The 23,852-nt window shown below is 66.5% G+C and carries 22 protein-coding genes; 12 read left to right on the top strand and 10 right to left on the bottom strand.

The features are described 5' to 3' along the window. Positions 1-47: 47 nt before the first annotated feature. The gene (locus NMQ09_RS14005) at positions 48-869 is read left to right on the top strand and encodes a hypothetical protein (protein ID WP_255191200.1); all 822 of its coding nucleotides are present in this window, start codon (positions 48-50) and stop codon (positions 867-869) included. Between the two features lie 114 nt (positions 870-983). Here NMQ09_RS14005 and NMQ09_RS14000 read toward each other — a convergent pair whose 3' ends face one another. After that, positions 984-1,703 (bottom strand): GNAT family N-acetyltransferase, encoded by a 720-nt coding sequence (locus tag NMQ09_RS14000; protein WP_255191199.1) that lies wholly within the window; start codon positions 1,701-1,703, stop codon positions 984-986. Between the two features lie 138 nt (positions 1,704-1,841). On the opposite strand from NMQ09_RS14000, the gene NMQ09_RS13995 reads away from it, so the two are divergent. Beyond that, positions 1,842-2,450, top strand: a complete 609-nt coding sequence (locus NMQ09_RS13995; protein WP_255191198.1) for an IMPACT family protein — start codon at positions 1,842-1,844, stop codon at positions 2,448-2,450. 110 nt (positions 2,451-2,560) lie between these two features. Here the strand turns inward: NMQ09_RS13995 and NMQ09_RS13990 are convergent, their stop codons facing one another. The 4 genes from NMQ09_RS13990 to NMQ09_RS13975 form a co-directional block, all read right to left on the bottom strand. Beyond that, on the bottom strand, positions 2,561-5,293 hold the full coding sequence (locus tag NMQ09_RS13990; RefSeq protein ID WP_255191197.1) for a TRAP transporter permease: 2,733 nt from the start codon (positions 5,291-5,293) through the stop codon (positions 2,561-2,563). Beyond that, a complete protein-coding gene (locus NMQ09_RS13985; RefSeq protein WP_255191196.1) occupies positions 5,290-5,880 on the bottom strand; it encodes a DUF1850 domain-containing protein in 591 nt (196 codons plus the stop codon). Before NMQ09_RS13985 ends, NMQ09_RS13990 begins: the two co-directional genes overlap by 4 nt. Positions 5,881-5,909: 29 nt before the next feature. Further along, positions 5,910-6,941, bottom strand: coding sequence for a TAXI family TRAP transporter solute-binding subunit (locus NMQ09_RS13980; protein ID WP_255191195.1), 1,032 nt, complete (start codon positions 6,939-6,941; stop codon positions 5,910-5,912). A gap of 272 nt (positions 6,942-7,213) precedes the next feature. Then, the gene (locus NMQ09_RS13975) at positions 7,214-8,293 is read right to left on the bottom strand and encodes a TAXI family TRAP transporter solute-binding subunit (protein WP_255191194.1); all 1,080 of its coding nucleotides are present in this window, start codon (positions 8,291-8,293) and stop codon (positions 7,214-7,216) included. A gap of 195 nt (positions 8,294-8,488) precedes the next feature. Here NMQ09_RS13975 and NMQ09_RS13970 point away from each other — a divergent pair, with 195 nt between their 5' ends. Continuing rightward, positions 8,489-10,564 (top strand): S9 family peptidase, encoded by a 2,076-nt coding sequence (locus NMQ09_RS13970; RefSeq protein ID WP_255191193.1) that lies wholly within the window; start codon positions 8,489-8,491, stop codon positions 10,562-10,564. A gap of 73 nt (positions 10,565-10,637) precedes the next feature. Here the strand turns inward: NMQ09_RS13970 and NMQ09_RS13965 are convergent, their stop codons facing one another. Beyond that, a complete protein-coding gene (locus NMQ09_RS13965; protein WP_255191192.1) occupies positions 10,638-10,844 on the bottom strand; it encodes a DUF8107 family protein in 207 nt (68 codons plus the stop codon). A 98-nt stretch (positions 10,845-10,942) separates the two neighbouring features. On the opposite strand from NMQ09_RS13965, the gene NMQ09_RS13960 reads away from it, so the two are divergent. Beyond that, positions 10,943-11,263: a hypothetical protein gene (locus NMQ09_RS13960; protein WP_255191191.1), complete on the top strand. Its 321-nt coding sequence runs from the start codon at positions 10,943-10,945 to the stop codon at positions 11,261-11,263. Positions 11,264-11,302: 39 nt separating this feature from the next. On the opposite strand, the gene NMQ09_RS13955 is transcribed toward NMQ09_RS13960, so the two are convergent. Further along, the gene (locus tag NMQ09_RS13955; RefSeq protein WP_255191190.1) at positions 11,303-12,589 is read right to left on the bottom strand and encodes a CobW family GTP-binding protein; all 1,287 of its coding nucleotides are present in this window, start codon (positions 12,587-12,589) and stop codon (positions 11,303-11,305) included. Between the two features lie 180 nt (positions 12,590-12,769). Here NMQ09_RS13955 and NMQ09_RS13950 point away from each other — a divergent pair, with 180 nt between their 5' ends. The 3 genes from NMQ09_RS13950 (at position 12,770) to NMQ09_RS13940 (ending at position 16,119) form a co-directional block, all read left to right on the top strand. Further along, the gene (locus NMQ09_RS13950) at positions 12,770-13,108 is read left to right on the top strand and encodes a DUF7990 family protein (RefSeq protein WP_255191189.1); all 339 of its coding nucleotides are present in this window, start codon (positions 12,770-12,772) and stop codon (positions 13,106-13,108) included. A gap of 2 nt (positions 13,109-13,110) precedes the next feature. Continuing rightward, positions 13,111-14,115, top strand: a complete 1,005-nt coding sequence (locus NMQ09_RS13945; RefSeq protein ID WP_255191188.1) for an ArsA family ATPase — start codon at positions 13,111-13,113, stop codon at positions 14,113-14,115. A 147-nt stretch (positions 14,116-14,262) separates the two neighbouring features. Then, entirely contained in the window at positions 14,263-16,119 is a 1,857-nt protein-coding gene (locus NMQ09_RS13940) for a carbon starvation CstA family protein (protein ID WP_255191187.1), read from the top strand. Here NMQ09_RS13940 and NMQ09_RS13935 read toward each other — a convergent pair whose 3' ends face one another. Beyond that, positions 16,120-16,716 carry a DUF8052 family protein gene (locus tag NMQ09_RS13935; protein WP_255191186.1) on the bottom strand — a complete coding sequence of 199 codons (597 nt, stop codon included), beginning with the start codon at positions 16,714-16,716 and terminating at the stop codon, positions 16,120-16,122. 158 nt (positions 16,717-16,874) lie between these two features. On the opposite strand from NMQ09_RS13935, the gene NMQ09_RS13930 reads away from it, so the two are divergent. After that, a complete protein-coding gene (locus NMQ09_RS13930; protein ID WP_255191185.1) occupies positions 16,875-17,114 on the top strand; it encodes a DUF8007 family protein in 240 nt (79 codons plus the stop codon). A 15-nt stretch (positions 17,115-17,129) separates the two neighbouring features. Here NMQ09_RS13930 and hisA read toward each other — a convergent pair whose 3' ends face one another. Beyond that, positions 17,130-17,867: a 1-(5-phosphoribosyl)-5-[(5-phosphoribosylamino)methylideneamino]imidazole-4-carboxamide isomerase gene (gene hisA, locus NMQ09_RS13925; protein WP_255191184.1), complete on the bottom strand. Its 738-nt coding sequence runs from the start codon at positions 17,865-17,867 to the stop codon at positions 17,130-17,132. 399 nt (positions 17,868-18,266) lie between these two features. Here hisA and NMQ09_RS13920 point away from each other — a divergent pair, with 399 nt between their 5' ends. Continuing rightward, the gene (locus NMQ09_RS13920) at positions 18,267-20,096 is read left to right on the top strand and encodes an SLC13 family permease (protein WP_345781300.1); all 1,830 of its coding nucleotides are present in this window, start codon (positions 18,267-18,269) and stop codon (positions 20,094-20,096) included. Between the two features lie 64 nt (positions 20,097-20,160). Beyond that, the gene (locus tag NMQ09_RS13915; RefSeq protein WP_255191183.1) at positions 20,161-20,529 is read left to right on the top strand and encodes a cupin domain-containing protein; all 369 of its coding nucleotides are present in this window, start codon (positions 20,161-20,163) and stop codon (positions 20,527-20,529) included. A 117-nt stretch (positions 20,530-20,646) separates the two neighbouring features. Here NMQ09_RS13915 and NMQ09_RS13910 read toward each other — a convergent pair whose 3' ends face one another. Then, on the bottom strand, positions 20,647-21,486 hold the full coding sequence (locus NMQ09_RS13910; RefSeq protein WP_255191182.1) for an MOSC domain-containing protein: 840 nt from the start codon (positions 21,484-21,486) through the stop codon (positions 20,647-20,649). Between the two features lie 289 nt (positions 21,487-21,775). Here NMQ09_RS13910 and NMQ09_RS13905 point away from each other — a divergent pair, with 289 nt between their 5' ends. Together NMQ09_RS13905 and NMQ09_RS13900 are read left to right on the top strand one after the other, a co-directional pair. Then, complete coding sequence (locus NMQ09_RS13905) at positions 21,776-23,287, top strand: phosphoenolpyruvate carboxykinase (ATP) (RefSeq protein WP_255191181.1); 1,512 nt, start codon at positions 21,776-21,778, stop codon at positions 23,285-23,287. Positions 23,288-23,406: 119 nt separating this feature from the next. After that, entirely contained in the window at positions 23,407-23,751 is a 345-nt protein-coding gene (locus tag NMQ09_RS13900) for a glutaredoxin family protein (protein ID WP_255191180.1), read from the top strand. The last annotated feature ends 101 nt before the right edge of the window (positions 23,752-23,852 follow it).

Genomic DNA, 23,852 nt, shown 5'->3' with positions numbered 1-23,852 from the left:
AGGAACGCAACCACTATTCGCCGGGCGGGACGAGCAGGTTGCGTGTCATGTCGTTCGACGATCCACAGTATCGCCCCGGCCCCATCGCGCTCCTCCGGTCGTCTCCCGGCGTGGTCCGCTACACGGTCGGCGCCGCCGTGAGCGTCGCCGTCACGCTCGTCGTCCTCCTGTACGGGTATCGGGTCCTGTTCTCCCTCGCGAGCGTCGCGTTCGGCGTCGACGTGGTCCTGGGGTCGGTCTTCAGCTACGGCGTCGGGCTAACCGCCCTCGCCGCGTACGGCGTCTTCGCACTGATCGCGGGCTACGCCGTTCGTCTGCCGTTCGAGGCCGCGATCGCCCACTCGATCGGTCGGACGCTCCGCGGCGAGCCACCTTCGCCGAGGGAAACGGCGTCGGCCGTCCTCGAGCGGCGATGGCTGCTGGCACGGTGGGCCGTCTACCGGGCGCTGGCGACCGGCGTCACCGCGAAGTTCTTCGGTAGAGTCGCCGGGGCGATCCGACGCCGGATCGGGGACGAGGTGTGCGAGACGGCGAGCTGGCGGGCGACCGTCGGCTACGTCACACCGGCGATCGCGCTCGAGACGCCGGCCGACGTCGACGAGGCGTTCGAGGCGGCGTGTGAACGGGCCTCCTCGAGGCGCCCAGGCGAGGGGCCGCCGTACTTCCTGTTGGGTGCGGTGGCGACGACGCTACTGACACTCGGGACGTGGACCGGGCTGGTCGTCCTCTCCACCCGGTACGACAGCGCGTTGGTCCTCACGGCGGCGCTGTACTCGCTGCTCGCCTGCCTCGTGCTCGGGTTCACGGTCGCCGGCGTCTGTCAACTGGCTGTCCGAACCAGGGACTTCGTCGAATCGGACGGTTCGTAGGGGGGACTCGCGGCTCGCTCGTCCGGCCGGGAATCGACTCAAGTCGAGAGCGGACGCCCCGGGGGCCAGCGGTTCGTTCGGGTGCGCTCCGTCTCAGCTCCTCGAATGCGCTCCTCATGCGTTTCGGTTCGGTCGGAACAGGTGGTAGGCTCTCAGGTCGTTCGCTCGCTTCGTGGCGACCGTCTCGTAGCCGAATCGCTCGTACAGCACCCGGTTCGACTCGTCGGCGGTGACCAGGTAACAGCCGGACGCCCCGACGTCACACTCGACCAGCTCGTGGACGGCCTCGAGCAGCGCCCGGCCAACGCCCTCACCCTGGGCGTCCGGGTCGACGCCGATCGCCTCGAGCGTGTAGGACGCCGGCGGGAGCACGTCCGGCGGGGACACCGTCTGCCCGACGTGGTAGCTCCCGCGCCAGTCGAGTCGCCGACACAGCCGGCTAACCGTCACCGGGTGAGAGGCCAGCAGCCGCAGGATCCGCAGGCGAGAGGTCGTAAACCCCGGCCGATCGACGACCGCGACGCCGACGACCCGGTCGTTTACCGTCGCGACGAAGACGGGCTGGCTGGCCTCGAGGTGTGCGTGCAGTCGGATCTCGACGACCCGCTCGAGTGCGTCCTCGATCCGCCCGGTACAACGGTCGAACGTCGCCACGGTGAACGCCTCGGTCGCGAACGCCGCGGCGAGTACGCGCGCCGCCGCGGGCAGGTTCTCCTCCTCGAGCGGGACGATCGTGACGGGCGAGGTGGGTTCCTCGAGGCCGACCGCGACGGTGGAGACGCGGCGGACGCGATCGAGGACGGGGGTGAGCGGGAAGAGGACGTCGAGGCGCATCGGACTGAAACCACTAGCGCGTCGCGAGCGGATAACCGTACTGCTCGAGTGAGTGCGGCTCGACGGGACCGATGGGCTCTTTTCGGCGGCCGGAGTAGCGCCGGGCATGGTCGACAGGCGTGGCCGGGGTGCGTCGTCGTGAGCCGGACGTACCGAACCGTCGGCGAACCCGCGACCGCGAGCTTCGTCGTCCAGGGTTCGGAGTTCATCGGCCACGTCCGTCCCGTCGAGTCCGTCGAGGCGGCCGAGGCGTTCGTCGACGCCGTCACGGGCGAGTACGCCGACGCGACCCACAACGTCCCCGCCTACCGCGTTCGAGCCGACGCCGACGGCGACTTCCTCCGGGAGTACTCGAGCGACGAGGGCGAACCCTCCGGCTCGGCGGGCAAGCCCGCGCTGAACGTCCTGGCCCAGCGCGACCTCGAGAACGTCGCCGTCGTCGTCACGCGCTACTACGGCGGGACGAACCTCGGCGTCGGGGGGCTGGTCCGGGCGTACTCACGGGCCGTCAAGGAGGCCGTCGACGAGGCTGGCGTGGTCGAGGAGCGACCCCACGAGCGAATCTCGATCGAACTCACGTACGACGATTCGGGAACCGTTCGGGGAATCCTCGAGAGCGAAGGCTACCAGTTCGACGCCGAGTACGGCGAACGCGTGCACTTCGACGTCCGGGTGCCGATCGCGGAGGCGGCCGCGTTCAGAGACCGGCTCCGCAGCGCGACGAGCGGGCGAGTCGACCTCGAGTGAGTGCGTCGTCACTCGAGGCACTGACCGAGTGCACCACGAGCGCCAGTCTCGTGCTCGACGTGTTGAGTCGACGGACGCGGATACCGAGAGTCTGATCGCAGCCGGACAGCTCAGGCGTCACCCGGGGCCGTCGCCGTCGATTCGACGCCAGTCCCGCGGATCGATCTGGAACGGTTGTCGTGAGTGAGGACGACGAGCATGACGAGCCCGACGACTCGGAGCGGGAAGGTGATCGAGAAGAGCAACAGCGCCGAGGGGATGCCGAGCAGGGCGAGCACAGCCTCGGCCAGCAGCAGGGGGATCTCCGGCACCATCAGCAGGATCGAGGCGATCGAGTAGAGCGCGCGTCGCACCTGGCTGACACTCGAGAACTGGTAGCCGATGATCGTCACGCCGAGCGCGTAGACGCCGAGGAACATCCCGACGACCGGGATCGCGACCTCGGTGAGGACGAAGCCGACGTCGGCAAAGTCGGCCCACCCCATCACCCGCCAGCCCTCGTCACCTCGGCGCAGGAACATGATCCCGGGCGAGAAGACGAACGCGAACGGAACGAGTACCTTGTTCAACGAGAGCAGGAAGGCGATAATCGCGGTTTTCATCTCCTCGGCTTTCGCCACGCCGGCGCCGGCGAACGCGGCCACGGCAACCGGCGGCGTCACGTCCGCCATCAGGCCGAAGTAGAGGATGAACAGGTGGCCGGCGAGGATCGCGATGCCGGTCTGCTCGATCGGGGCGCCGAGCATCGCGACCAGGATGATGTACATCGCGGTCGTCGGCATCCCCATCCCGAAGATGATCGACGCGATGCCGGTCAGCACGAGGAGCGTCAGCATCGACCCGCCGCTGACGGCGTCGATCAGCGCGGCGAGGTTCGGGCCCAGTCCCGTGACGCTGATGACGCCCGGCACGACGCCGGCCGCCGCGACGGCGATCACGACGGTCGTCGCGGTTCGCGCGCCCGAATCCATCGACTTCAGGACAAATGTCCCGAGCCGGTAGGCGACGTTGTCCGCCAGTCCCGGCCGACCGATCGCCCGCGCACTCTCGCGTGCGGCGTCCTCGACATCGTCCTCGAGCTCGAGCAGCGGCGCCTCGGCGCCGGGTCGGGCGAGCAGAAACGCGACGCTCACGAGGATGGCGATCGTCCCGAGATCGGCGGCGGCCGCCGTCGCCGCCTCGCCGAGTGTGAGCCCGTCGCCGGGCGTCCCCGTCCCGAGCAGGACTCCGATGGCGTCGAGGAGACCGCCGCCGACAGTCACGAACGCCCCGAGGTGGGCGAGGTAGAGTGCCGCGATCGACCCCAGCAAGGGGAGCCGCGTCTGCTCGTCGTAGGCCGCGACGACCGCGATCAGGGCGACGACCGAGACGATCGTGAACCAGCCGGCGCGGTTGATCGAGAAGCGTGCGACCACCAGGAAGTAGACCAGCAGGACGATCGGTATCAGGTAGAACCAGCCCGTGCGGAGCTTCGAGCGAACGTCGGGAAGTTCAGAGCGCGGGAGGCCGCCGATCCCGCCGCGGACGGCCTCGAAGTGCACCATTACCCACATTCCGAAGAAGAATGCGATCGCGGGGAGCGTCGCGGCGATGATCACGTCCGCGTAGGGCCAGCCCGTGAACTCGACGATCAGGAACGCCGCCGCCCCCATCACCGGCGGGAGCATCTGGCCTCCCGACGAGGAGGAGGATTCGACCGCGCCGGAGAACTCGGGCGAGTAGCCCGATCGCTTCATCAGCGGAATCGTGAACGCGCCCGTCGTGACGGTGTTGGCGATCGACGAACCACTGAGCATCCCCATGAACCCGCTCGAGACGACGCTCGCTTTCGCCGGGCCACCCTTCCGGGTGCCGGTCGCGGAGTACGCGAGGTCGATGAACCACTTGCCCGCGCCGCTCATCTCGAGGAACGCCCCGAAGAGGATGAAGATGTAGATGAAGCGGACGCTGACGCTGACGGGCGTCGAGAAGACGCCGGCTTCGACGTTGTACCAGAGGTTGAAGACGATGTTCGCCCAGGTGTCGGGCTGGATTGCCAGCGCGCCGATCGCCGAATCGCGCGGGATGAGATAGCCCCAGTACGCGTAGACGATGAACGAGCCGACCAGCGTCATCAACAGCAGCCCGAGGGTACGCCGGGTCGCCTCGAGGACGAGCAGGATGCCGAGGACGCCGAGGACGAACGCCCACGAGACGTCGCCCAGCGGGACACCGACGGCCTCGAACGCCGAGACGACCGGCGTGAGGATCGGGTACATCTCGTGGACTCCGATGGTGTCGTCGAACCGACGAAAGGCGATGTGTTGGATCTCCTCGAACTGCGTCACCGTGTAGTGCATCGGGAGCAGCGCGAGGCCGATCAGCGCCACGTCGACCGGCGCGACCCGGTTCATGTGCGGATCGAGCGCCGCCCAGCGGACCAATCCGGCGAGCCGGGCCACCGCCCGCGTCAGCGGGTGATCGTCCCCGAAGCGGGCGCGGACGGCGGGTTCGACCCGGGCGAGCCGACGGACGACGAAGCCGTCCCCGCGGCTCGTGGGGAACAACAGGAACGCCAGGACCAGTGCGAAGGTGACGTGGACCGTGTTGACCTGGAGTTGTTGCAGCGCGAAGAGCCGGAACTCCCCGAACAGCGGGAGCGTCGCCTCGAATATCGTCCCCCGCGCGGCGATCCACAGCTGGAACGCCGAGAACGTGATCCCCACGACCGCCACCACGACCAGCGCCACGCCGCGGAGCGACCGACGGCGGGTGACCTCGGAGATAATTTCGTCGCGTTCTTCCTCCGAGAGTTCGGCCCGGTCGGTTACTCGTCTCCCTCGCTCGTTCACGTCGTCGCTCACGGTCGTCGACTCACCCCGTTGTCGACGTCGCTGGCGAGTCCGTCTGTCGTGTCGAGAACGCTCATATCGTGTGCGAAACGGTCGGCACTCAAGAACCGATCGAATGCGATCGAAATCGTGACGCGATCGTCGGCGATCGCTACCAGATCGTACCTGGTCTCGCCGACGACGAGTTCGTGACCCGCGATCGTCCTGGGAGCGACGGACAGCTGCTCGTAGCGGTCGTCACGGTGAACGACGAAGCCCTCGTCGGTCCGTTCGACGTCGTCTGTCGGCAACCCGGCACCGAACGAGGAAAATTCCATCCGCACCATCCTGAGCGCGTCGTCGTCGACCTCGTAGACGTCCCGAACCGGGGTCTTCTCGACGCTGTGGGTGTACGCCAGCACGACGGTTTCGCCGTCGTCGACCGGCTGCTCGAGCAGTCGGTCCCCGGAGTCCGCGTCGGCGACGACGAGGGTCCGATCGGACGAACGGGCGACGGCTACCGCCCCGGCTCCGAGCGGGAGCGAAGCGAGCGCGGCGACGATGGTCCGTCGCCGGAGCCGTGTGGTGTTCGGCGGCGTGCCGTCGTGGTGGTCGGTCACGGTGCTAGCTTATCGATAGGGTGAACGACTCAGCCGAAGTACGCTGCTGCGCCCGGGTGCAGGTCGATCGGCATCCCGTCCTGGGCGGAGTCGGCCGAGATTGCCTCGGACTCGATCGTGAGGTCGCCGGTGTTCTCGAAGATCGCCTCGGTCACTTCCTCGACGATCCCTTCGTCGACGCCCTCGTGGGTCGCGATCATCGCCTGGACCGACACCGTCTCGACGTCGTCGTCGACGCCCTCGTAGGTACCGCCCGCGACGGTGTCGTCGGCCAGCCACTCGGCGTCGGCTTTGATCTGTTCTCGAAGGTCGCCCGAGACTTCGACCAGGGAGATATCCTCCGTCGTCGCGAGCTCCTCGACCGCGCCGACGGGCGCGCCGCCGACGATGAACGAGGCGTCGATGTCACCGTCGCGGATCTGGTCGGTCGCCGTCGCGAAGTCGGTGTTCTCCTCGTCGAAGTCCTCGATCCCCGCCGACTCGAGGATCTGGAGGGCGTTGACCTGCGTGCCGCTGCCGAGGTCGCCCGTGTTGACCGTCGCGCCCTCAAGGTCCTCGACCGTCTCGATGCCCGAATCCGCCTGCGTGATGATGTGGATCGTCTCCGGGTACAGCGTCGCGACGCCCCGGAGGTTCTCGACCGACGCATCCTCGAACTCCTCGATGCCGGTTCCGTTGTACGCGAAGTACGCGATGTCGTTCTGGATCAGGGCGAAGTCGGCCTCCTCGCGCTCGAGCGAGCCGACGTTCGCGACGCTCGCCCCGGTCGACTGGACCTGCAGGCCGTGGGGTGAGTTCGCCTCGACGATCGACTTGAACTCACCCGACAGCGGGAAGTACGTCCCGCCGGTGCCGCCGGCGTGCCAGACGATCACTTCGCCGCCCTCGTCCGGTTCGGCGTCTTCGAACTCGTCTTCGGTGAGCTCGTCGTCGTCGCCGTTCTCGTCGCCGTTGCCACTGTCATCGTCCTCGGCGTCTTCACCGATACAGCCCGCGATCGTTGCCAGTCCAGCAGCTCCTGTCGCCGCGATGAAGCGGCGGCGCTTGATGTGTTGCACCATGCACCCACTACTGCGTTCGACGTAGTAATATCTGCTCATCTGTACTGTTCACTGCAAGAGATCCTTTCGCATTCTATTCCCGGCCCGTCGTCCATCGGGTACGACCGACGGTGCCGAGACCCACCAGCTCACGCAGGTCGCTGGCGGCGTCACCGGTCTCGCGGGCCTGGGCGTGGTGAACGATATCGGATGGGAGTTGCCAGTCACGGGGCTGAACGTCTCGTGCTCAGTTCGAACCGGGGGCAGACCTGTTGCCGGACACGCCGGCTGCGTCAGTCGAAGTACGTCTCTGCACCGGGATGCAGGTCGATCGGCATCCCGTCCTGGGCGGTGTCGGCCGAGATCGCCTCGGATTCGATCGTGAGGTCGCCGGTGTTCTCGAAGATCGCCTCGGTGATCTCCTCGACGATTCCCTCGTCGACGCCCTCGTGGGTCGCGATCATCGCCTGAACCGACACCGTCTCGACGTCGTCGTCGACGCCCTCGTAGGTGCCACCTTCGACGGTGTCGTCGGCCAGCCACTCGGCGTCGGCTTTGATCTGTTCTCGCAGGTCGCCGGCGACCTCGACCAGGGCGATGTCCTCGGTCGTCGCGAGCTCCTCGACCGCGCCGACGGGCGCGCCGCCGACGATGAACGAGGCGTCGATGTCGCCGTCGCGGATCTGGTCGGTCGCTGTCGCGAAGTCGGTGTTCTCCTCGTCGAAGTCGTCGATCCCCGCCGACTCGAGGATCTGGAGGGCGTTGACCTGCGTGCCGCTGCCGAGGTCGCCCGTGTTGATCGTCGCGCCCTCGAGGTCCTCGATGGTCTCGATACCAGAGTCCGCCTGCGTGATGACGTGGATCGTCTCGGGGTACAGCGTCGCGACGCCCTGGAGGTTCTCGACCGCCGCGTCCTCGAACTCCTCGATGCCGGTCCCGTTGTACGCGAAGTACGCGATGTCGTTCTGGATCAGGGCGAAGTCGGCCTCCTCGCGCTCGAGCGAGCCGACGTTCGCGACGCTCGCCCCGGTCGACTGGACCTGTAAGCCGTGTGGTGTGTTCGCCTCGACGATCGACTTGAACTCACCCGACAGCGGGAAGTACGTCCCGCCGGTACCGCCGGCGTGCCAGACGATCACCTCGCCGTCCTCGTCCGGTTCGGCGTCTTCGAACTCGTCTTCGGTAATCTCGTCGTCGTCGCCGGTATCGTCACCGTTGTCCTCGCCATCGTCGTCGCCGTTGACCTGGTCACCATCGTCGTCGCCGCCGCCGTCGTCGTCGGTCGCTTCTTCGCCGACACACCCTGCAATTGTCGCGATGCCAACAACTCCGGCCGCCGTGATAATCCTGCGGCGCTTGATGTTTCGTTCCATAACCTCGACATCCGGTTCGTCGTAATAACATTTAATTAGACGTCGACTTCACCGTGGAAGGATTGTCTTACACGCTATTTTACCGCGCAATCGTATACTTCGGCCGCTGGTGACTGTCTTCGGTATCGGCCGACGGTTCGATTCCGGCTCCTACGAATCGAAACACCTAACCCGCGAGCGTGGGTGACGCCGGTCATGCAGACGATCGCCACGTCCGACTACCACGACATCGTCCAGGTGGCAGACCCACAGCTCTCCCCCGACGGCGACCGCGTCGCGTTCGTCCGGAAAGTCCCCGACGACGACGAATCCTACGAGGCGACGGTGTACGTCGTCCCCTTCGGTGGGGACGAGCCGAAACAGTTCACCGTCAGCGAAGGCGTCGACAGCGAACCGCGGTGGAGCCCCGACGGCTCACACCTCGCGTTCGTGAGCACCCGCGGCGCGGACGACGACCGGCCACAGCTGTGGCTCCTCCCGACCGACGGCGGCGAGGCCCGACAGGTCACGCAGGTCGCTGGCGGCGTCTCCGGCCTCGAGTGGAGTCCCGACGGCTCTCGCATCGTCTTCACTCAGCGGGCGACCGCCGAGGATCGCGAAGAAGAACGCGACCTCGCCGTCTCGCCCGACTACGAGCCCGACGAACCCGACCCGCGGGTGATCGACCGGCTGATCTATCGCGCCCACCAGCGGTACGTCGACGGCCGGCGCAGCCACGTCTACGTCCTCGACGTCGAAGCCGCCCTCGAGGGCGACGCAGCGGGGGGGGACGGACTCGAGCGACTCACCGACGGCGACGACGACTCCGTCGCGCCGGCGTGGGGCGACGACGAAACGGTCTACTACGCCGCGAAAGCCGTCGAGGACGAGGTGCACCCGGACGACTCGATCCGGTACGAGCTCTACGCACACGACCTCGAGTCGGGCGACGCCGAGGCGTTCGCGGAGACGACCGGCTGGGTGGCCGGACTCGAGGCGACCGAAGACGGTCGCGTGGCCTACACCTGGACGCCCGAAGAGCGGTTCACGCTCCGGCAGACGGAGCTTCGCGTCCACGACCGGGAGACTGGCGAGGAGACGACGCCGACGGAGCCCCTGGACCGGACGATCGCTGCGGCCGTCGGCTTCGAGTGGGGCCCCGACGAGGAGGTGCTCTACTTCGCCACCCCCGACACGGGCTCGGTCGCGGTCTGGTCGGTGCCGGGCGACGCGAGTGCGGAGCCACAGCCGGTGTACGGCGACGGCGTCACCGTCGAGGGCTTCTCGGTCGGCGAGAACGCCGTCGCCTACGTCCAGAGCGAGTGGGACCACCCCGGCGACGTCTTCGTCTCGACGCGTGGCGGGAACGAGGCGACGCGGCTGACGCAGGTCAACCGTGAGTACCTGACCGACCGTGCGGTCTCCCAGCCCGAGGCGCTGTGGTTCGAGAGCGACGGCGAGGAGATCCAGGGCTGGGTGCTGACGCCGCCAGACTTCGATCCCGACGAGCAGTATCCGCTCGTCGTCGAGATCCACGGCGGCCCGCACGTCCAGTGGACCACGAGCGGGACGATGTGGCACGAGTTCCAGACGCTCGCCGCCTCCGACTACGTCGTCTTCTGGTCCAACCCGCGGGGATCGACCGGCTACGGCGAGGACCACGCCGCGGCGATCGAACGCGACTGGGGCGACGTGACCCTGACCGACGTGCTCGCCGGCGTCGACTGCGTCTGTGAACGCGAGTACGTCGACGCGGACGAACAGTACGTCACCGGCGGGAGCTTCGGCGGCTTCATGACCGCCTGGACGGTCGGCCAGACCGATCGCTTCCGCGCCGCCGTCTCCCAGCGCGGCGTCTACGATCTCACGAGCTTCTACGGCTCGACCGACGCGTTCAAACTGGTCGAGGGGGACTTCGGGACCCTGCCGTGGGAGGAACCCGAGTTCCTCTGGGAACGCTCACCCGTCGCCCACGTCCCGGACGTTACGACCCCGACGCTCGTGCTCCACTCCGATCAGGATTATCGCACCCCGGCGAACACCGCCGAACTGTTCTACCTCGGCCTCAAGAAGTACGGCGTCGACACCCGCCTCGTGCGCTACCCGCGCGAGGGCCACGAACTCTCCCGCTCCGGGGAGCCGGCTCACGTCGTCGACCGACTCGAGCGCATCGTCCGCTGGTTCGACGGCTACTCCGAGTACCGCGACGTCCCGCCCGCACTCGAGCGCGATTCGAACGAGGGGCTCTCGGCGGGCGAAGACGAGGACGAGGACGAAGACGAAGACGAGTAATCGGTCGGTCCGACTCGAGTGGTGCCGACTCGAGCCGGCTACTGGGAGGGGAGTGTGGTCCAGTTCGAGTCGCTCAGTCCCACGTGACGATGAACGTGAGGACCACCAGGATCGCCGTCAGGCCGAGGAACCGGCTCCAGGTGAGTTCGGTGATCCCCACCAGGTCCGAGAGGTACAGGACGATGAACGCGAACGTCGCCGACAGGGCGACGTTGAGCACGAACAGCACCTTCGGGTCGCCCTTGGAAGAACGCATCCCCGCTTTGAGATCGCTGCTCATGTTCGGTAGGCTCTCACCGAGATGGCTTACTCCCTTCGAAACCCATAACATTGACAACATGTGGCAAGGCTTTGGTTCACAGGGGATGTACGTCGATCATGCGGTTTCGACCCCGCAACCGGGATGGAACGCCGATCGACCCCGTGCCGTTCCTCGTTGTCGCGTTGACGGCGTTCTTGATCACCCACGCCTGGGGACCGTTGTATCTCGGGGTACTCGGTGTCTCCCCTCTGGTGTCCCTGGTGGTACTTACCGCGTTACTGGCCGTGGTCGTCGCGGTCGCGTACCATCAGCTCGTCTGGACGGTCGACCCGGACCGCCCGTCGGTCGGGGTCGACCAACGGCTCTCGTACCTTCTGTACGCCGTCGCCATCGGTATCGCACTGATCGTGTTGCTCGCGATCCCGTTTCTGGTCTGATCGGCTCGAGCCCCGCAACCAGGTGTCCCCCATCGCCGATCACTCTCGGAGGACGGTCCGCTCGCCCGGCGCCGCCGGGAACCGGTTCGAGGCGTCGGTGACGGCCGCCGGATCGACGAAACACGCCTCGAGATCCGACTCGAGTTCGTCCCGGTCGAGGTCGGTGCCGATGAACACGAGTTCGGTCCGGCGGTCCCCGAACTCCTCGTCCCACGGGAGGTCTGGGTTGCTCTCCCGGTAGAGCCGGCGCTGAGCCGCCGGAAGCGTCGCGATCCACTCACCCTCGGCCTCCGCGTAGATCGACGGCCCGGCGCCGCTGACCTGGACCACGAGGTCGTCGGCGCCCGCGATCCAGCAGGGCCCCTTCAGTCGGATGACCGAGGAGGGAAGCTCGCGCAGGAACGACGCGAAGCAATCGGGATCGAGGGGACACTGACGGCGGACGGTCACGGAGCCGACGCCGTAGACGGTCTCGGGCGTCCGGTGGTCGTGGTGGAGGTGACAGCCGTCGTGGCTGTGGTCGCCGTGCTCGTGTGCGTGGCCGTCGCTCTGGTCGTGTGCGTGGTCGTGATCGTCTTCGTGCGTATGGCCGTGCTCGTGGGTCTCGAGTTCGTGTGCGCGCGCCTCCGCGAGCGCTCGCTGCCAGCCGGCGAGGTCGCCGAGTTCGTCCGGATCGAACGCCTCGACGCCGATCACGGCGTCGGGGTCGATCTCGGCGAAGGCCGTCCGATGAACCGTGGCGTCCGGCTGGAGGGCGGCGATCATCGCCTCGAGTCGCTCGAGATCTGCCGCCGGGACGAGGTCGGTCTTGTTGAGCAGGACGACGTTGGACACCTCGAGCTGTTCGACGAGCAGGTCCGAAAGCGGCCGGTCCTCGGCGTCTGGCGGCGTCTCGCGTTCCGGGTGTTCGCCCGCGAACGTCTCGGCGAGCACCCGGGCGTCGACGACGGTCACCAGCGCGTCGACCTCGTAGCGGGCCGACGCGTCGCCGACGGTGAACAGCTGGGCCACCGGCGCGGGCTCGCTGATGCCCGAGGATTCGACGACGAGGTGGTCGAAGTCGTACCGCTGGGCGAGCGCCCGCACCTCCGTTGCCAGGTCGTCCTGGAGCTCACAGCAGATGCAGCCGTTGCTCAACTCGGCGATCCCCTCCCGGGAGAGCGACGACGCGTTCTCGAGCAGCGACGCGTCGATATTGACGTCGCCCATGTCGTTGACCAGGACGGCGAGCCGCCGGTCGGCGTTCTCGAGGAGGTGGTTCACGAACGTCGTCTTTCCCGCACCGAGGTTGCCGCTAACGACCGTCACCGGCGTTCGCTCTCGCATGGAGGGGAGGAGGGACGCGCGGTTCATATACGGTCGGGTTCGGGGGTCGGTACGGTCGGGTTCGGGGGTCGGTACGGTCGGGTTCGGGGGTCGGTACGATCGGTACGGTCGGGTTCGGAAGTCGGACCCACCGATGCCCGTGTCGACACCCTTTAGTCGGGATATACGCTACGTCGGGCCATGACAGTCGCCGAACGGATCGCCGCCTACCTGGACGCGATCGAACGGTGGTTCGGGGAGCGATTCGGCGGGACGTGGGTCGACGAGTGGGCGAGGGGACTCTACCACGGCATGATCTCTCACCCGGCCTACGAGAAGATCGAGATCGAAGCCGAGGACACCGAAGACGCGTTCCTGATCGCCTGTTTCCCCGACGCGTTCGGCGTCCCGAGCCCGGTTTCGTACTACACCGCCGAACTCCTCCCGTACCTCCAGCAGGAGTTCGCCGCCTGGGAACGCCGAATGTGGGACCGCCAGTCGGTGTTCGAGGCGAAAGGCCGAATGCACCACCACATCTGACGATGGCCCGCAAATTCGTCTTCTTCGGCGGCAAGGGCGGCGTCGGCAAGACGACCGTCTCGAGTGCGTTCGGCCTCCGGTGTGCGCTCGACGGGGACCGGACGCTACTCGTCTCGACCGATCCGGCACACAGTACGGGTGACCTCTTCGATCAGGAGTTCGACGATACGCCCCGAGCCGTCGAGGGCTACGACCGGCTCGACGCGCTCGAGCTCGACCCCGAAGCGGAGGTCGAGCGACACCGCCTCCAGCTCAAGCGGGAGCTCGGTGCGCAGCTGTCGGCCACGATGGTCAACGAGGTCGACATCCAGCTCGAGATGGCTCACCGGACGCCTGGTGCCTACGAGGCGGCGCTGTTCGACCGGTTCATCGACGTCATGGGCGACGCTGACGAGTACGACCGCGTCGTGTTCGACACGTCACCGACCGGCGGCACCCTCCGGCTGCTCGCGTTGCCGGAGCTACTCGAGGGGTGGATCGAGCGACTGATCGCCAAACGGGAACAGAGCATCGACCTCTACGAGAAGGCGGCGATCGGCAGACAGACTCCCCGCCGGGTCAGGGAAGGCGACCCGATCCTCGCCCGGCTCGAGGACCGTCGGGAGAAGTTCTCGTTTGCCGGCGAGACGCTCCGGAACGACGCGGTGTTCACCCTCGTGATGAACCCCGATACGCTCTCGCTTCGGGAGACCGAGCGGGCGGTCGGCTCGCTCGAGGAGTACGGCCTGACCGTCGGCGGCGTGGTCGTGAACAAGGTGACGCCAGCACCCGAACCCCACGAGGAGGGGCGCGGAGCGCGGTACCTCCGTGACCGCTGTGAGAGCGAACGCGAGCGGATTCGGGAAGCGAACGACACACTCGAGGTTCCCGTTATCGCCGAAATCGAGTCACGTGTTCGCGATGTGAAAGGGGAGTTGCTCCGCGACGTCGCCGGGAAGCTTCGTACCGACGTCGTCGACGACACCGGTACGGGGCGGTCGGCGACTGGAGACTCGGACCAGTCGTGAACGTGACCCACACAATCTCACACATCAGGACACTCTCATTAAATATTGGTCACTGCCGAAAATTGATGTGTTGGGGGCTGAATAGCATGAATTAATGTGGAAGGTTTTAAGAGCTTTCTATGATATGGGTTAGCGTGTTGTGAGAGCATGCAAGTAATATGGTTCGTGGTGTTCGTGCTCGTAACGTTCACGGTCGGGTATGTTGGATACTCGAAATACCTGGCCAACCAGCTGGTCGAACTGGACGACGAGCGCGAGACGCCCGCACACAAATACGAAGACGGACAGGAGTACGTGCCATCGAAGAAACCGGTGTTGCTCGGACACCACTTCTCGAGCATTGCGGGGGGTGCGCCGATCGCCGGACCGCTAACGGCGGTCGCAGCGTTCGGCTGGCTGCCGGCGCTGCTGTGGGTCGCCATCGGGAACCCGATCTTCGGCGCCGTTCACGATTTCATGGCGCTCTCCTCGAGCGTCCGCCACGAGGGGAAGTCGATCGGATACATCATCGGCGAGTACGTCGGCCAGCGCGGGAAGAACATGCTGCTGTGGTTCGCCATCCTGCTGACCATCCTGGTGGTCGCGGCGTTCGTGTTCCTCATCGCAAGTGTGATGAACGCGTACCCGCCGGCGGCGACCGCGAGCATCGTATACATCGTGCTCGCGATCCTCTTTGGAATCTACCTTTACCAGTTCAATGGGCCGTTCCTCCCGGGTGCGGCGCTGTTCATCGCGGCCGTCTTCGGGGGGATCTTCGTCGGGATCGAGTTCCCGATCGCGATCGCCGAGGTGGAGGGGCTGCCCGACAACACGATCGTCCTGCTGGGCGACGGGGCGGCGTTGTCGTGGCTGCCGCTGGCCGACCAGTTTGGCGTCAACTTCGCTGCCTGGGCGGTTCTGACGATCATCTACACGTTCTTCGCGGCGACGCTGCCGGTCTGGCTCCTGTTGCAGCCCCGTGACTTCCTCACTTCGACGATCCTCTACGTCGGGATCGCCGGAATGCTGCTCGGCGTGATCGTCGGCACGGTCGTCGGCTTCACCAGCGTCGACGTCCCGGTCGCTGGCTTCGAAGACCCGATCACGATCGAGTCGCTGACTGCGGCGGTTCCCGCGTTCACCGGGTTCGTGAGCCCGGAACTCGGGCCGCTGCTTCCGTTCCTGTTCCTGACGATCGCGTGTGGGACGATCAGCGGCTTCCACTCGCTGGTCTCCTCGGGGACGACGGCCAAACAACTCGACAAGGAGAGCGACGCCCGGACGATCGGCTACGGCGCAATGCTCGGCGAGGGGCTACTGGCCGTGACGGCGATCATCGCGGTTTCGCTCGCGGCGGCGACCGTCACCGACGGGCTCGCGAACGCGATCGCGATCTTCCCGGCCGGCGGCGGGGCGCTCGTGACGGTGTTCGGCGTCTCTGCCGCGGTCGGATCGACGTTCATCGCCCTGCTGTTCTTGAGCTTCTTGCTCACCAGTACCGACACCGCGGTCCGCCTCGGGCGGTACATGATCGAGGAGCTGATCGGAACGCCCGAGACCACCTTCCAGGAGACGATGACCAACCGGTACATGAACGCGGCCGTCATTGCACTCGGTGGCTACATCCTCGTCGCCTCCGGGACCTGGGAGAGCATCTGGCCGCTGTTCGGCGGCGCCAACCAGTTGCTCGCGGTGCTCGCGTTGCTCGTCGCGACCGTCTGGCTGGCCAACTGGAGCGACACCAAACAGCTCCTGACTACCGGCGTCCCGCTGGTGTTCATGACCGTCGTGACCACGGTCGGACTGGTCTGGCTGGCTCTGCTCTCGAACACGCAGGCGATCATGGAGATCGGCGAACTGAACGCCGCGTCGGTCGCCCTCGCACTGCAGAGTCTGATCGCGCTCGTGCTCGTCGCACTGGCGCTCTCGCTGATCTACATGGGTGTGACGAACATCCGCGAATCGAGAGCCGGCGTCGGGGCCGACGCGGTCACCGATGGTGGCCAGCCGGAAGAAGAGAACTGATCACCGAGAGATCCACTCGAGGAACCGACCGACCCGTCCCGGCTCCGTTTTGACGATCGGTTCCCAGATTCTGAACGCCTGCTCGACGTCGGCGTTCTGACTCGCTACCGTCGTCTCCCGTTCGGGGACGACACAGAGCAGGTTGATCTCGTAGTGTCCGTAGTAGCCGTAGCGAAGCAGAGTTCGGTTCTCGTAGCTCGAGACGAACTCCCGGACCGACTCGGGGAGCTCCGCCGCGACCACGACGAAGGAGAAGTCCGTGCTGTAGTGATCTTCGTCGGCGTCGACCCACTCGTCGGCCAACCGCTCGCCGAGCGCCTCGAGTCGCTCGAAATCCTCGACCGTCGGCCGGTCGATCCGGGTGGCGAAGACGTGTTCTTCAGTCTCGTGGTGAGCGAACGACAGCTTCGGATGAACTGCGTGGCGTTCGTGGAGGACGTGCATCTGCCCGTACAGTTCGAATCGTCGCCCGTCGATCGTGCACCCACGCTCTAGGTCGTAGTGGTGCATGAGCCGCCTCGCGACGGCGTCTACGTACTCGTCGTCCCACACCGGCACGTCGTCGGGTCGGTCTGGTTGCGAATTTGCGTCTGTCATCGTCGTCCCCGCATTCTCGTGGTCCTCTCGTAGCGACGCGATCATCAATATACTGTCGACCGACCACCGACGCTCACACTCTCTCGTGGACCTCCGTGTTCACCGGCATCGATCCCGTGGGTGCACTTATCACGACGAACCACGTATCACAACCCAGTATGGGAACTTCGAGGGGCAAGGAAACCTGTGGTCGGTGTAGCTTCACCACCGTCGTCGACGCGGTGAACGACGACAGAACGGAGCCGGACGACGAACGGCCGCGTCACGATCCGTTCGAAGGGGGGTACATCGAGGTCGACGAGCGAGAGCTGCGCCTCGTCTCGGCACCGGCTGTCTACGCTGGCCGAATGAAAAACTGGCTCGACCGAACGGCCGACCGGCTAATCTACGGCCGGTGAGCGGCTCCGGCCGGTTCAGTCGACCGATCCGGCTTCGAGCGCGGCCCGCGCCTCCTCGAGCGTGAACTGCCCTTCGTAGAGCGCGCTGCCGACGACGACGGCCGCCGCGCCGGCCTCGCGCAGGGCGAGCACGTCCTCGAGCGTCGCAACCCCGCCGCTGGCGATAATCGGCACGTCGGTCGCCGCGACGAGTTCTTCGACCGGTTCCGTGCGAACGCCCTCGAGTCGACCCTCGACGTCGACGTTCGTAAAGAGGATCGCCGCAGCGCCGAGGCCCTCGTAGCGATCGGCGGCCTCGGCGGGAGCGATTCCCGCTCCTTCGGTCCAGCCTTCGACGACGACCTCGCCGTCTTTCGCGTCGAGGCTCACGACGACGCTCTCCGGATACGCCTCGCTGATCTCCGCGACGAGTTCCGGGTTCTCGACGGCCGCGGTGCCGAGGATGACCCGGTCGACGCCTCGCTCGAGCAGGCCGGTGGCGTCGTCGGCCGTTCGAATCCCACCGCCGAGCTGCGTGGGAACGTCGACCGCGTCGACCACGGCGTCGATGGCCTCGGCGTTGGCGCGCTCGCCCTCGAACGCGCCGTCGAGGTCGATCAGGTGGAGCGTCTCCGCGCCAGCGTCGATCCACCGTTCGGCCGCCTCGACCGGGTCGCCGTACCGTTTCTCGGTGCCGCGCTCGCCCTGGACCAGCTGGACGACCTCGCCGTCCTGGACGTCGACCGCCGGGATAACCTCGAACGATTCGTTCATGCTCGAGAGCGCGGCGCCGACTCGAGTAACGCCTTCGGTTTTCGGTCGCGGCGCGCGACGACGACCGACGCGACCGGCGTCGATCGGGGCGATACTGTTCGATTCCTGTGGGGAATCCTTACGTGTTCACGTGGTGGTTGCTGTTCCATGGCGGGTCGATTCGACGCACGTAGATTCCGGGGGCCGAATCGGTCGACCGCTCCCGTCCCCCCGTCGGCGTTCTGTCTGCAACCGTGTCGGTCCCGTGAGCCGACCGGTCGGTGACAGACCGGCCACGCCAGCGGGCGGCTCCGGATCCGGTCGATCTCGACTCGAGCACACGAGATGCACGCTGCGCCCCACTCCATCGCGTCGCTCGTCACGCTCCCTGCGATTCCAGCAGCGACGGCCGAAGCGGAGATTCCGCCGCTGACGGCGGAGATGCTCGTCGTCTTCGCGATCATCGCGATCGCCGTCGCCCTCTTCGTCGTCCAGCCGGTGCCTCTCGACGTCACCGCCCTCGGGGTCATCGTCGCGCTGGTCGTCCTCGAGCCCTGGACCACCATCTCGGCCGACGAGGGGATCGCCGGCTTCGCGAACCCGGCAACGATCACCGTGTTGATGATGTTCATCCTGAGTGAAGGAGTCAGACGAACGGGAGCGGTCCAGCTACTCGGTCAGAAGCTCGTCGAATTCGCCGGGACCGACGAGCGCCGCCAGCTCGGGTCGGTGATCGGCGTCTCCGGACTCTCGGCGGGGTTCGTCAACAACACCCCCGTGGTGGCGCTGATGATCCCGGTCGCGAACGAACTCGCCGCGCGGACCAATACGTCTCCCTCGCGGCTCCTGATCCCCATCTCCTACGCCTCGATGCTCGGCGGCATGCTGACGCTCATCGGCACCTCGACGAACCTGCTAGCGAGCGGCATCGTGGCCCAGGAGGCGTACCTCGGTCGGCCGTTCACGATGTTCGAATTCACCGCCCTCGGCGCGCTCGTCCTCGTCGTCGGCTCGCTCTACCTGCTGCTGTTCGCGCCGCGACTGCTCCCCGATCGGATCGAACCCAGCGAGGAACTCACCGACGAGTTCGAGCTGACCGCCTACCTCACCGAGGTCGTCGTCCCCGAGGGCTCCCCGCTCGTCGGCCTGACCGTCCGCGAGGCCCTCGCCGACCTCGAGGTCGATCTCGAGGCGGTAACGCTCGTGCGCGGCCCTGACGTCTTCGGAACCGCAATCGAGGAGAAAGAACTCGCGGCGGGCGACGTCCTCGTCGTCCGCACGGGTCGGCAGGCCGTCATCGACGTCGCCGACGTGGCGGGACTCGAGTTGCTCCCCCGGCTCGAGGTTGACGACGCCGTTCTCGAGACGGACGCGAACGGGGCCGAGCGGGCAGCCCCGCAGATCCTCGCCGAACTGATCGTCGCCCCCGACGGCGACCTGGTCGGGCGGACGCTCGCGAGCACGAACTTCCGCGAGCGCTACGACGCGACCGTGCTGGCGATGCGCCGCGGCCCTGAGATCGTCCACACGCGGATGGACCAGCGGATCCTCCGCGGGGGTGACACGCTACTCGTCCAGGCGAGCGAGGAGTCCCTCGAGCGACTCGAGCGCAACCGGGACGTGATCGTCGCCGGCGATTACACTCGACCCGTCTACCGCCGGTCGAAGCTCCCACTTGCGCTCGCCATCGTCGCCGGCGTCGTCCTGATCGCCGGGCTCGAGCGCTACCCGATCCTGCTCACCTCGATCGCGGGGGCGGTCCTGATGGTCGCGACGGGCGTGCTCGAGCCCGGCGAGGTGTACGGCGCGGTCGACTGGAGCGTCATCTTCCTGCTCGCGGGCCTGATTCCACTCGGACTGGCGATGGAGCGAACCGGGGCGGCGGCCCTTCTCGCCGGTGTGGCCGTCTCGGGAGCCGGCGGTTTCCACGTGATCGTCGTGCTCGCGCTGTTTTACCTGTTCACGGCGGTCCTCACCGAACTGCTGAGCAACAACGCGAGTGTGGTGTTGATGATCCCGGTAGCGTTCGACGCGGCGGTCAGACTCGGCGCGGAGCCGTACGCGTTTCTCCTCGCGGTCGTCTTCGCCGCGAGCACGCCGCTGCTCTCGCCGGTGGGCTACCAGACGAACCTCATGGTGTACGGCCCCGGCGGCTACGAGTTCACCGACTTCGCGCGCGTGGGAGCGCCGTTGCAACTTATTCTGACGGTCGTGACGACCCTCGGCATCGTCGCGATCTGGGGCGTTTGAGTCGATAGCGACACGTCGCTCGAATGACCTGTCATTTTACGTGAGTGGAGCGATACGTCGTGTTATGGGATATCACCTCGTCGATCCGGCCGACGTCGAGCCGTTCGACACGTCCGGCCGCGACTTTCGATCGATCGGACGTGCCATCGGGATGGAGACGCTCGGAATTAGCCACGTGGTCGCGGCACCGGGCGAACAGATCCCGCTACGCTATCACTATCACGAACGGCAGGAAGAGGCGTTCTACGTCGTCAGCGGCGTCTTGCACGTCGAAACTCCAGACGAGGAATACGTCGTCGACGAGGGATCGCTGTTCGTCGTCGAACCCGAAAGTCCACACCGGGCGTACAACCCAGAACGGGCGGATGCTCCCGTCGAGGTCCTCGCACTCGGCGCACCCGCGACCGACGACGTTCGACCGTACGAGCCCTGAACAACCGCCAGCACGGCTTCACTGGCACTGACCGGTTACACACGTGTCGGGTGGAGCGTGTGGGTGACGGTCGTCGTCACACACCTGCTCTCGCGACCTCGAGATCGGCTCCCGACTTCAGTCGACCCCGTCGGTCGGGTCGGTGATCGGCTCGCCGACCTCGAGGTCGTCACCCACAGCGAGGCGCTCGCCCCACGACGGTTCCGGCACCTTCGTGTTGACCGTCAGCCGAAAGTAGTGATCGAACTGTGCCCGATTCGCCCAGGACGGCAGCGTCGCCTCCCGGCGCTCGAGAAAGCGCTCCTGAAAGCCCGCGGTGGGCTCGCCGGTGTCCGGGTCGCGGGTCGGGACGACACAGCGCTGACAGGGGGTGGCGCCGTGGAACTCGACGTCGCCGATCCCGAACGGCACCACCCGGCCCGGCCGATCGTAGAGCCGGTCCTCCCAGAAGGCGGGGACGCCACCGATCTCGAGGTTCGCCCGGAACCGTCGGCGGGCGCCCTCGACATCGATTTCGCCCTCGAACCACGAGGCGACAGCCTCGAGCGTCGCCGTCGAGAGCACCGTCGGGCCCGACGCGTCGGTGTCGTCCGGAAAGCCGCCTTCGTCGTCTCGGACGAGCTCGACCGAGCGGCCGAAGTACGCCGAGAGCCAGTCGTCGAGGAGCGCTCGGTCGTCCTCGAGGTGGAACGTTCGTCGATCATCCCCGGCACCGCCGTCGCTGTGCTCGCCCCCGTGCTCCCAGAGGGTGACGGTCTCGCGCTCGAGGTCGAACGCCGATCGGAGCCGGTAGATCTGGGGCTCGCGTTTGCCGTTCACGAAACTTCCTCGCTCGTCGACGATCGCGTACCGTCGATCCCACTCGAGGCCGCCGTTGTCGACGACCGCGACCGACGGGATCGATGCCGCGTCGAGGGACTTGATCGGGTAGACGAGGATGCGCTCGAGGGTCGTCATCGAGTCGTCGATGGGATGGCGGTGCTGAAAGGCGTATCCCTCTCGATCGACACCCGGATTCGTCGCACTCGGTGTGACTGCTCAGCGACCGTACGACGATGGCCGCCCCTGCGTGATCGGCTCCAGAATATTCTGAAGTGCTGACAGCATTGAGGTGCGTATGAAATCCTTACACCTACCACCGTGGATGTTACAAATTGCCATACTGCAGGTAGACGATCGCTACGAGATAGCACACGAGAAGTAGAACCTCCAGGTTTATGCATCAGGGAGGTGGTGGTTCATGTATATGTCCGAAACCGGGACGGAGCCCCGTCCGCTGGGAACACGGCTTCCTGATCCGAAACGTGCGAGCAATGTCGTCTACAATCCGACACTCGAGGAGCTTCGCGAGTTCGCGGCTCACGACGAGACGACGACCGAGTACGGATCCCCGTCGTACGTCAGCGAGTTCCGCTCGCGCAGCTCCGATCGGACGAAGAACGCGATCGACGACGAGTTCACCGGCGAAGACTACGACCTGCTCGGCGACGCCATCGAACTCACCGGCGAGCGTGAGATGGTCTGCATCGATCGGCTCATGGGCCGCCATCCCGACGCGACCTTCTGCTGCCGGCTGTTCGTCCCGAAGGAGTTCTCACGGATCGCGCTCGCCTGGGCGAACCTGTTCGAGCCGACTGACGGTCGCGAACCCGACTTCTACACCGTCCAGATTCCCGACTACGACGAGGTAGCGATCCGCGTCGAGCCCGACGAGGGCTTCACGGCAGCGCTGGGAAGCGACTACACCGGCGAGGCGAAGAAGTCCTTCCTCCGGCTGTTCATGTATCGGACGAAAGCACTCGGCGGACTGGGGCTCCACGCCGGCAGCAAGCGCGTTCGCGTCCGTGACGCCGACGGCGACCTGCGCGACGTCGGACAGGTCTTCCTCGGCCTCTCGGCGACCGGCAAGTCGACGCTCACCTCCCACGGGCTCTGGCTGGACGAGCCCGAGGAAGCGGTCATGCTCCAGGACGACGTCTGTGCGCTGTTGCCCGACGGCTCCGTCGCCGGCAGCGAGGGCCGCGGACTGTACATCAAGACCATCGGCCTCGACGAGGACGAACAGCCCGGTCTCTACCACGCCGCAACCCACGAATCCGCGGTGCTCGAGAACGTCGCCGTGGACGACGACGGCACGGTCGACTTCGACGAACCCCGCTACGGGAAGAACTCCCGGGCGATCGTCCAGCGCTCGGAGCTGGCGAGCGCCGACGAGGAGATCGACTTAGACCGCGTCGATCAGGTCTACTTCATCACTCGCAATCCACTGATGCCGCCGGTCGCGAAACTCGACGAGGAGGAAGCCGCCGTCGCGTTCATGCTCGGTGAATCGATCGAGACCAGCGCGGGCGACCCCTCCCGCGCCGGCGAGTCGATCCGCGTCGTCGGCACGAACCCCTTCATCGTCGGCTCCGAGGGCGAGGAAGGGAACCATTTCCGCGACCTCATCGCCGACCTCGACGTCGACTGTTTCGTCATCAACACCGGCTACCTCGGCGACGAATCGAAAGACGTCGGCGTCACCGAGTCGGTGACGATTCTCACCGAGCTCGCCCGTGACACCGTCGAGTGGACCGACGACGAACGGACCGGACTGACAATTCCCGAAACCGTCCCGGGACTGGACATCGAGGAGTATTACGTTCCCGACCACGTCGACGACTACGAGGACGCCGCCGCGTCGCTGCGCGAAGAGCGACTCGAGTACCTCGAGGCGTTCGGGGACCTCGACCCCGATATCAAAGACGCGACCTACTGAGCCGACCCATCCCGGTTTTGCGTCGCCACCGATCCCCTCGCCGTCGACCGACCGGATCGGAACCCGTCGTGGGGCCCGGTGACGCAAGGACTATCCGGACGCGTTTCTAACTCCTTCACATGGACTTCCCGCCGAACACCGGTTACGACCAGGAAGAGGTCAACGAGTTCGTCGACGAGACCCTCGAGGAGCACGACGTCGTCCTGTTCATGAAAGGAACCGCGCTCATGCCCCAGTGTGGCTACTCCCGGCGCGCGCTCGGGCTCATCGGGCAGTACCGCGACGACGTCGAAACCGTCGACGTCCTCGAGTCGCTCGACGAGTACCGGGTCGCACTCGAGCGCCACAGCGGCTGGGAGACGATCCCCCAGACGTTCGTCGACGGCGAGTTCGTCGGCGGCTCTGACATTCTCGCCGAACTCGAGGAGCGAGGCGAACTCGAGGCGACGCTGTCGGTCGAGTGACGACCACGGGCCAAACGAGGGATTCATACTTCCGAACCGAGTAAGAACGCAACAGCAGGCCATATAAGTCACGCCCTCGTACTAGGGGGTAGAGAAGACCT

The organism is Natronobeatus ordinarius, assembly GCF_024362485.1.
Taxonomy (GTDB): Archaea; Halobacteriota; Halobacteria; order Halobacteriales; family Natrialbaceae; genus Natronobeatus; species Natronobeatus ordinarius.
This window is presented reverse-complemented; position numbering and strand designations above follow the sequence as displayed.

Coding starts and splice junctions, on each gene's coding strand:
- NMQ09_RS14005 (WP_255191200.1), top strand. CDS start 48: ATGTCGTTCGACGATCCACAGTATCGCCCCGGCCCCATCGCGCTCCTC.
- NMQ09_RS13930 (WP_255191185.1), top strand. CDS start 16,875: ATGGGAACTTCGAGGGGCAAGGAAACCTGTGGTCGGTGTAGCTTCACC.
- NMQ09_RS13950 (WP_255191189.1), top strand. CDS start 12,770: ATGACAGTCGCCGAACGGATCGCCGCCTACCTGGACGCGATCGAACGG.
- NMQ09_RS14000 (WP_255191199.1), bottom strand. CDS start 1,703: ATGCGCCTCGACGTCCTCTTCCCGCTCACCCCCGTCCTCGATCGCGTC.
- NMQ09_RS13970 (WP_255191193.1), top strand. CDS start 8,489: ATGCAGACGATCGCCACGTCCGACTACCACGACATCGTCCAGGTGGCA.
- hisA (WP_255191184.1), bottom strand. CDS start 17,867: ATGAACGAATCGTTCGAGGTTATCCCGGCGGTCGACGTCCAGGACGGC.
- NMQ09_RS13980 (WP_255191195.1), bottom strand. CDS start 6,941: ATGGTGCAACACATCAAGCGCCGCCGCTTCATCGCGGCGACAGGAGCT.
- NMQ09_RS13960 (WP_255191191.1), top strand. CDS start 10,943: ATGCGGTTTCGACCCCGCAACCGGGATGGAACGCCGATCGACCCCGTG.
- NMQ09_RS13935 (WP_255191186.1), bottom strand. CDS start 16,716: ATGACAGACGCAAATTCGCAACCAGACCGACCCGACGACGTGCCGGTG.
- NMQ09_RS13955 (WP_255191190.1), bottom strand. CDS start 12,589: ATGCGAGAGCGAACGCCGGTGACGGTCGTTAGCGGCAACCTCGGTGCG.
- NMQ09_RS13975 (WP_255191194.1), bottom strand. CDS start 8,293: ATGGAACGAAACATCAAGCGCCGCAGGATTATCACGGCGGCCGGAGTT.
- NMQ09_RS13945 (WP_255191188.1), top strand. CDS start 13,111: ATGGCCCGCAAATTCGTCTTCTTCGGCGGCAAGGGCGGCGTCGGCAAG.
- NMQ09_RS13965 (WP_255191192.1), bottom strand. CDS start 10,844: ATGAGCAGCGATCTCAAAGCGGGGATGCGTTCTTCCAAGGGCGACCCG.
- NMQ09_RS13905 (WP_255191181.1), top strand. CDS start 21,776: ATGTCCGAAACCGGGACGGAGCCCCGTCCGCTGGGAACACGGCTTCCT.
- NMQ09_RS13915 (WP_255191183.1), top strand. CDS start 20,161: ATGGGATATCACCTCGTCGATCCGGCCGACGTCGAGCCGTTCGACACG.
- NMQ09_RS13940 (WP_255191187.1), top strand. CDS start 14,263: ATGCAAGTAATATGGTTCGTGGTGTTCGTGCTCGTAACGTTCACGGTC.
- NMQ09_RS13900 (WP_255191180.1), top strand. CDS start 23,407: ATGGACTTCCCGCCGAACACCGGTTACGACCAGGAAGAGGTCAACGAG.
- NMQ09_RS13910 (WP_255191182.1), bottom strand. CDS start 21,486: ATGACGACCCTCGAGCGCATCCTCGTCTACCCGATCAAGTCCCTCGAC.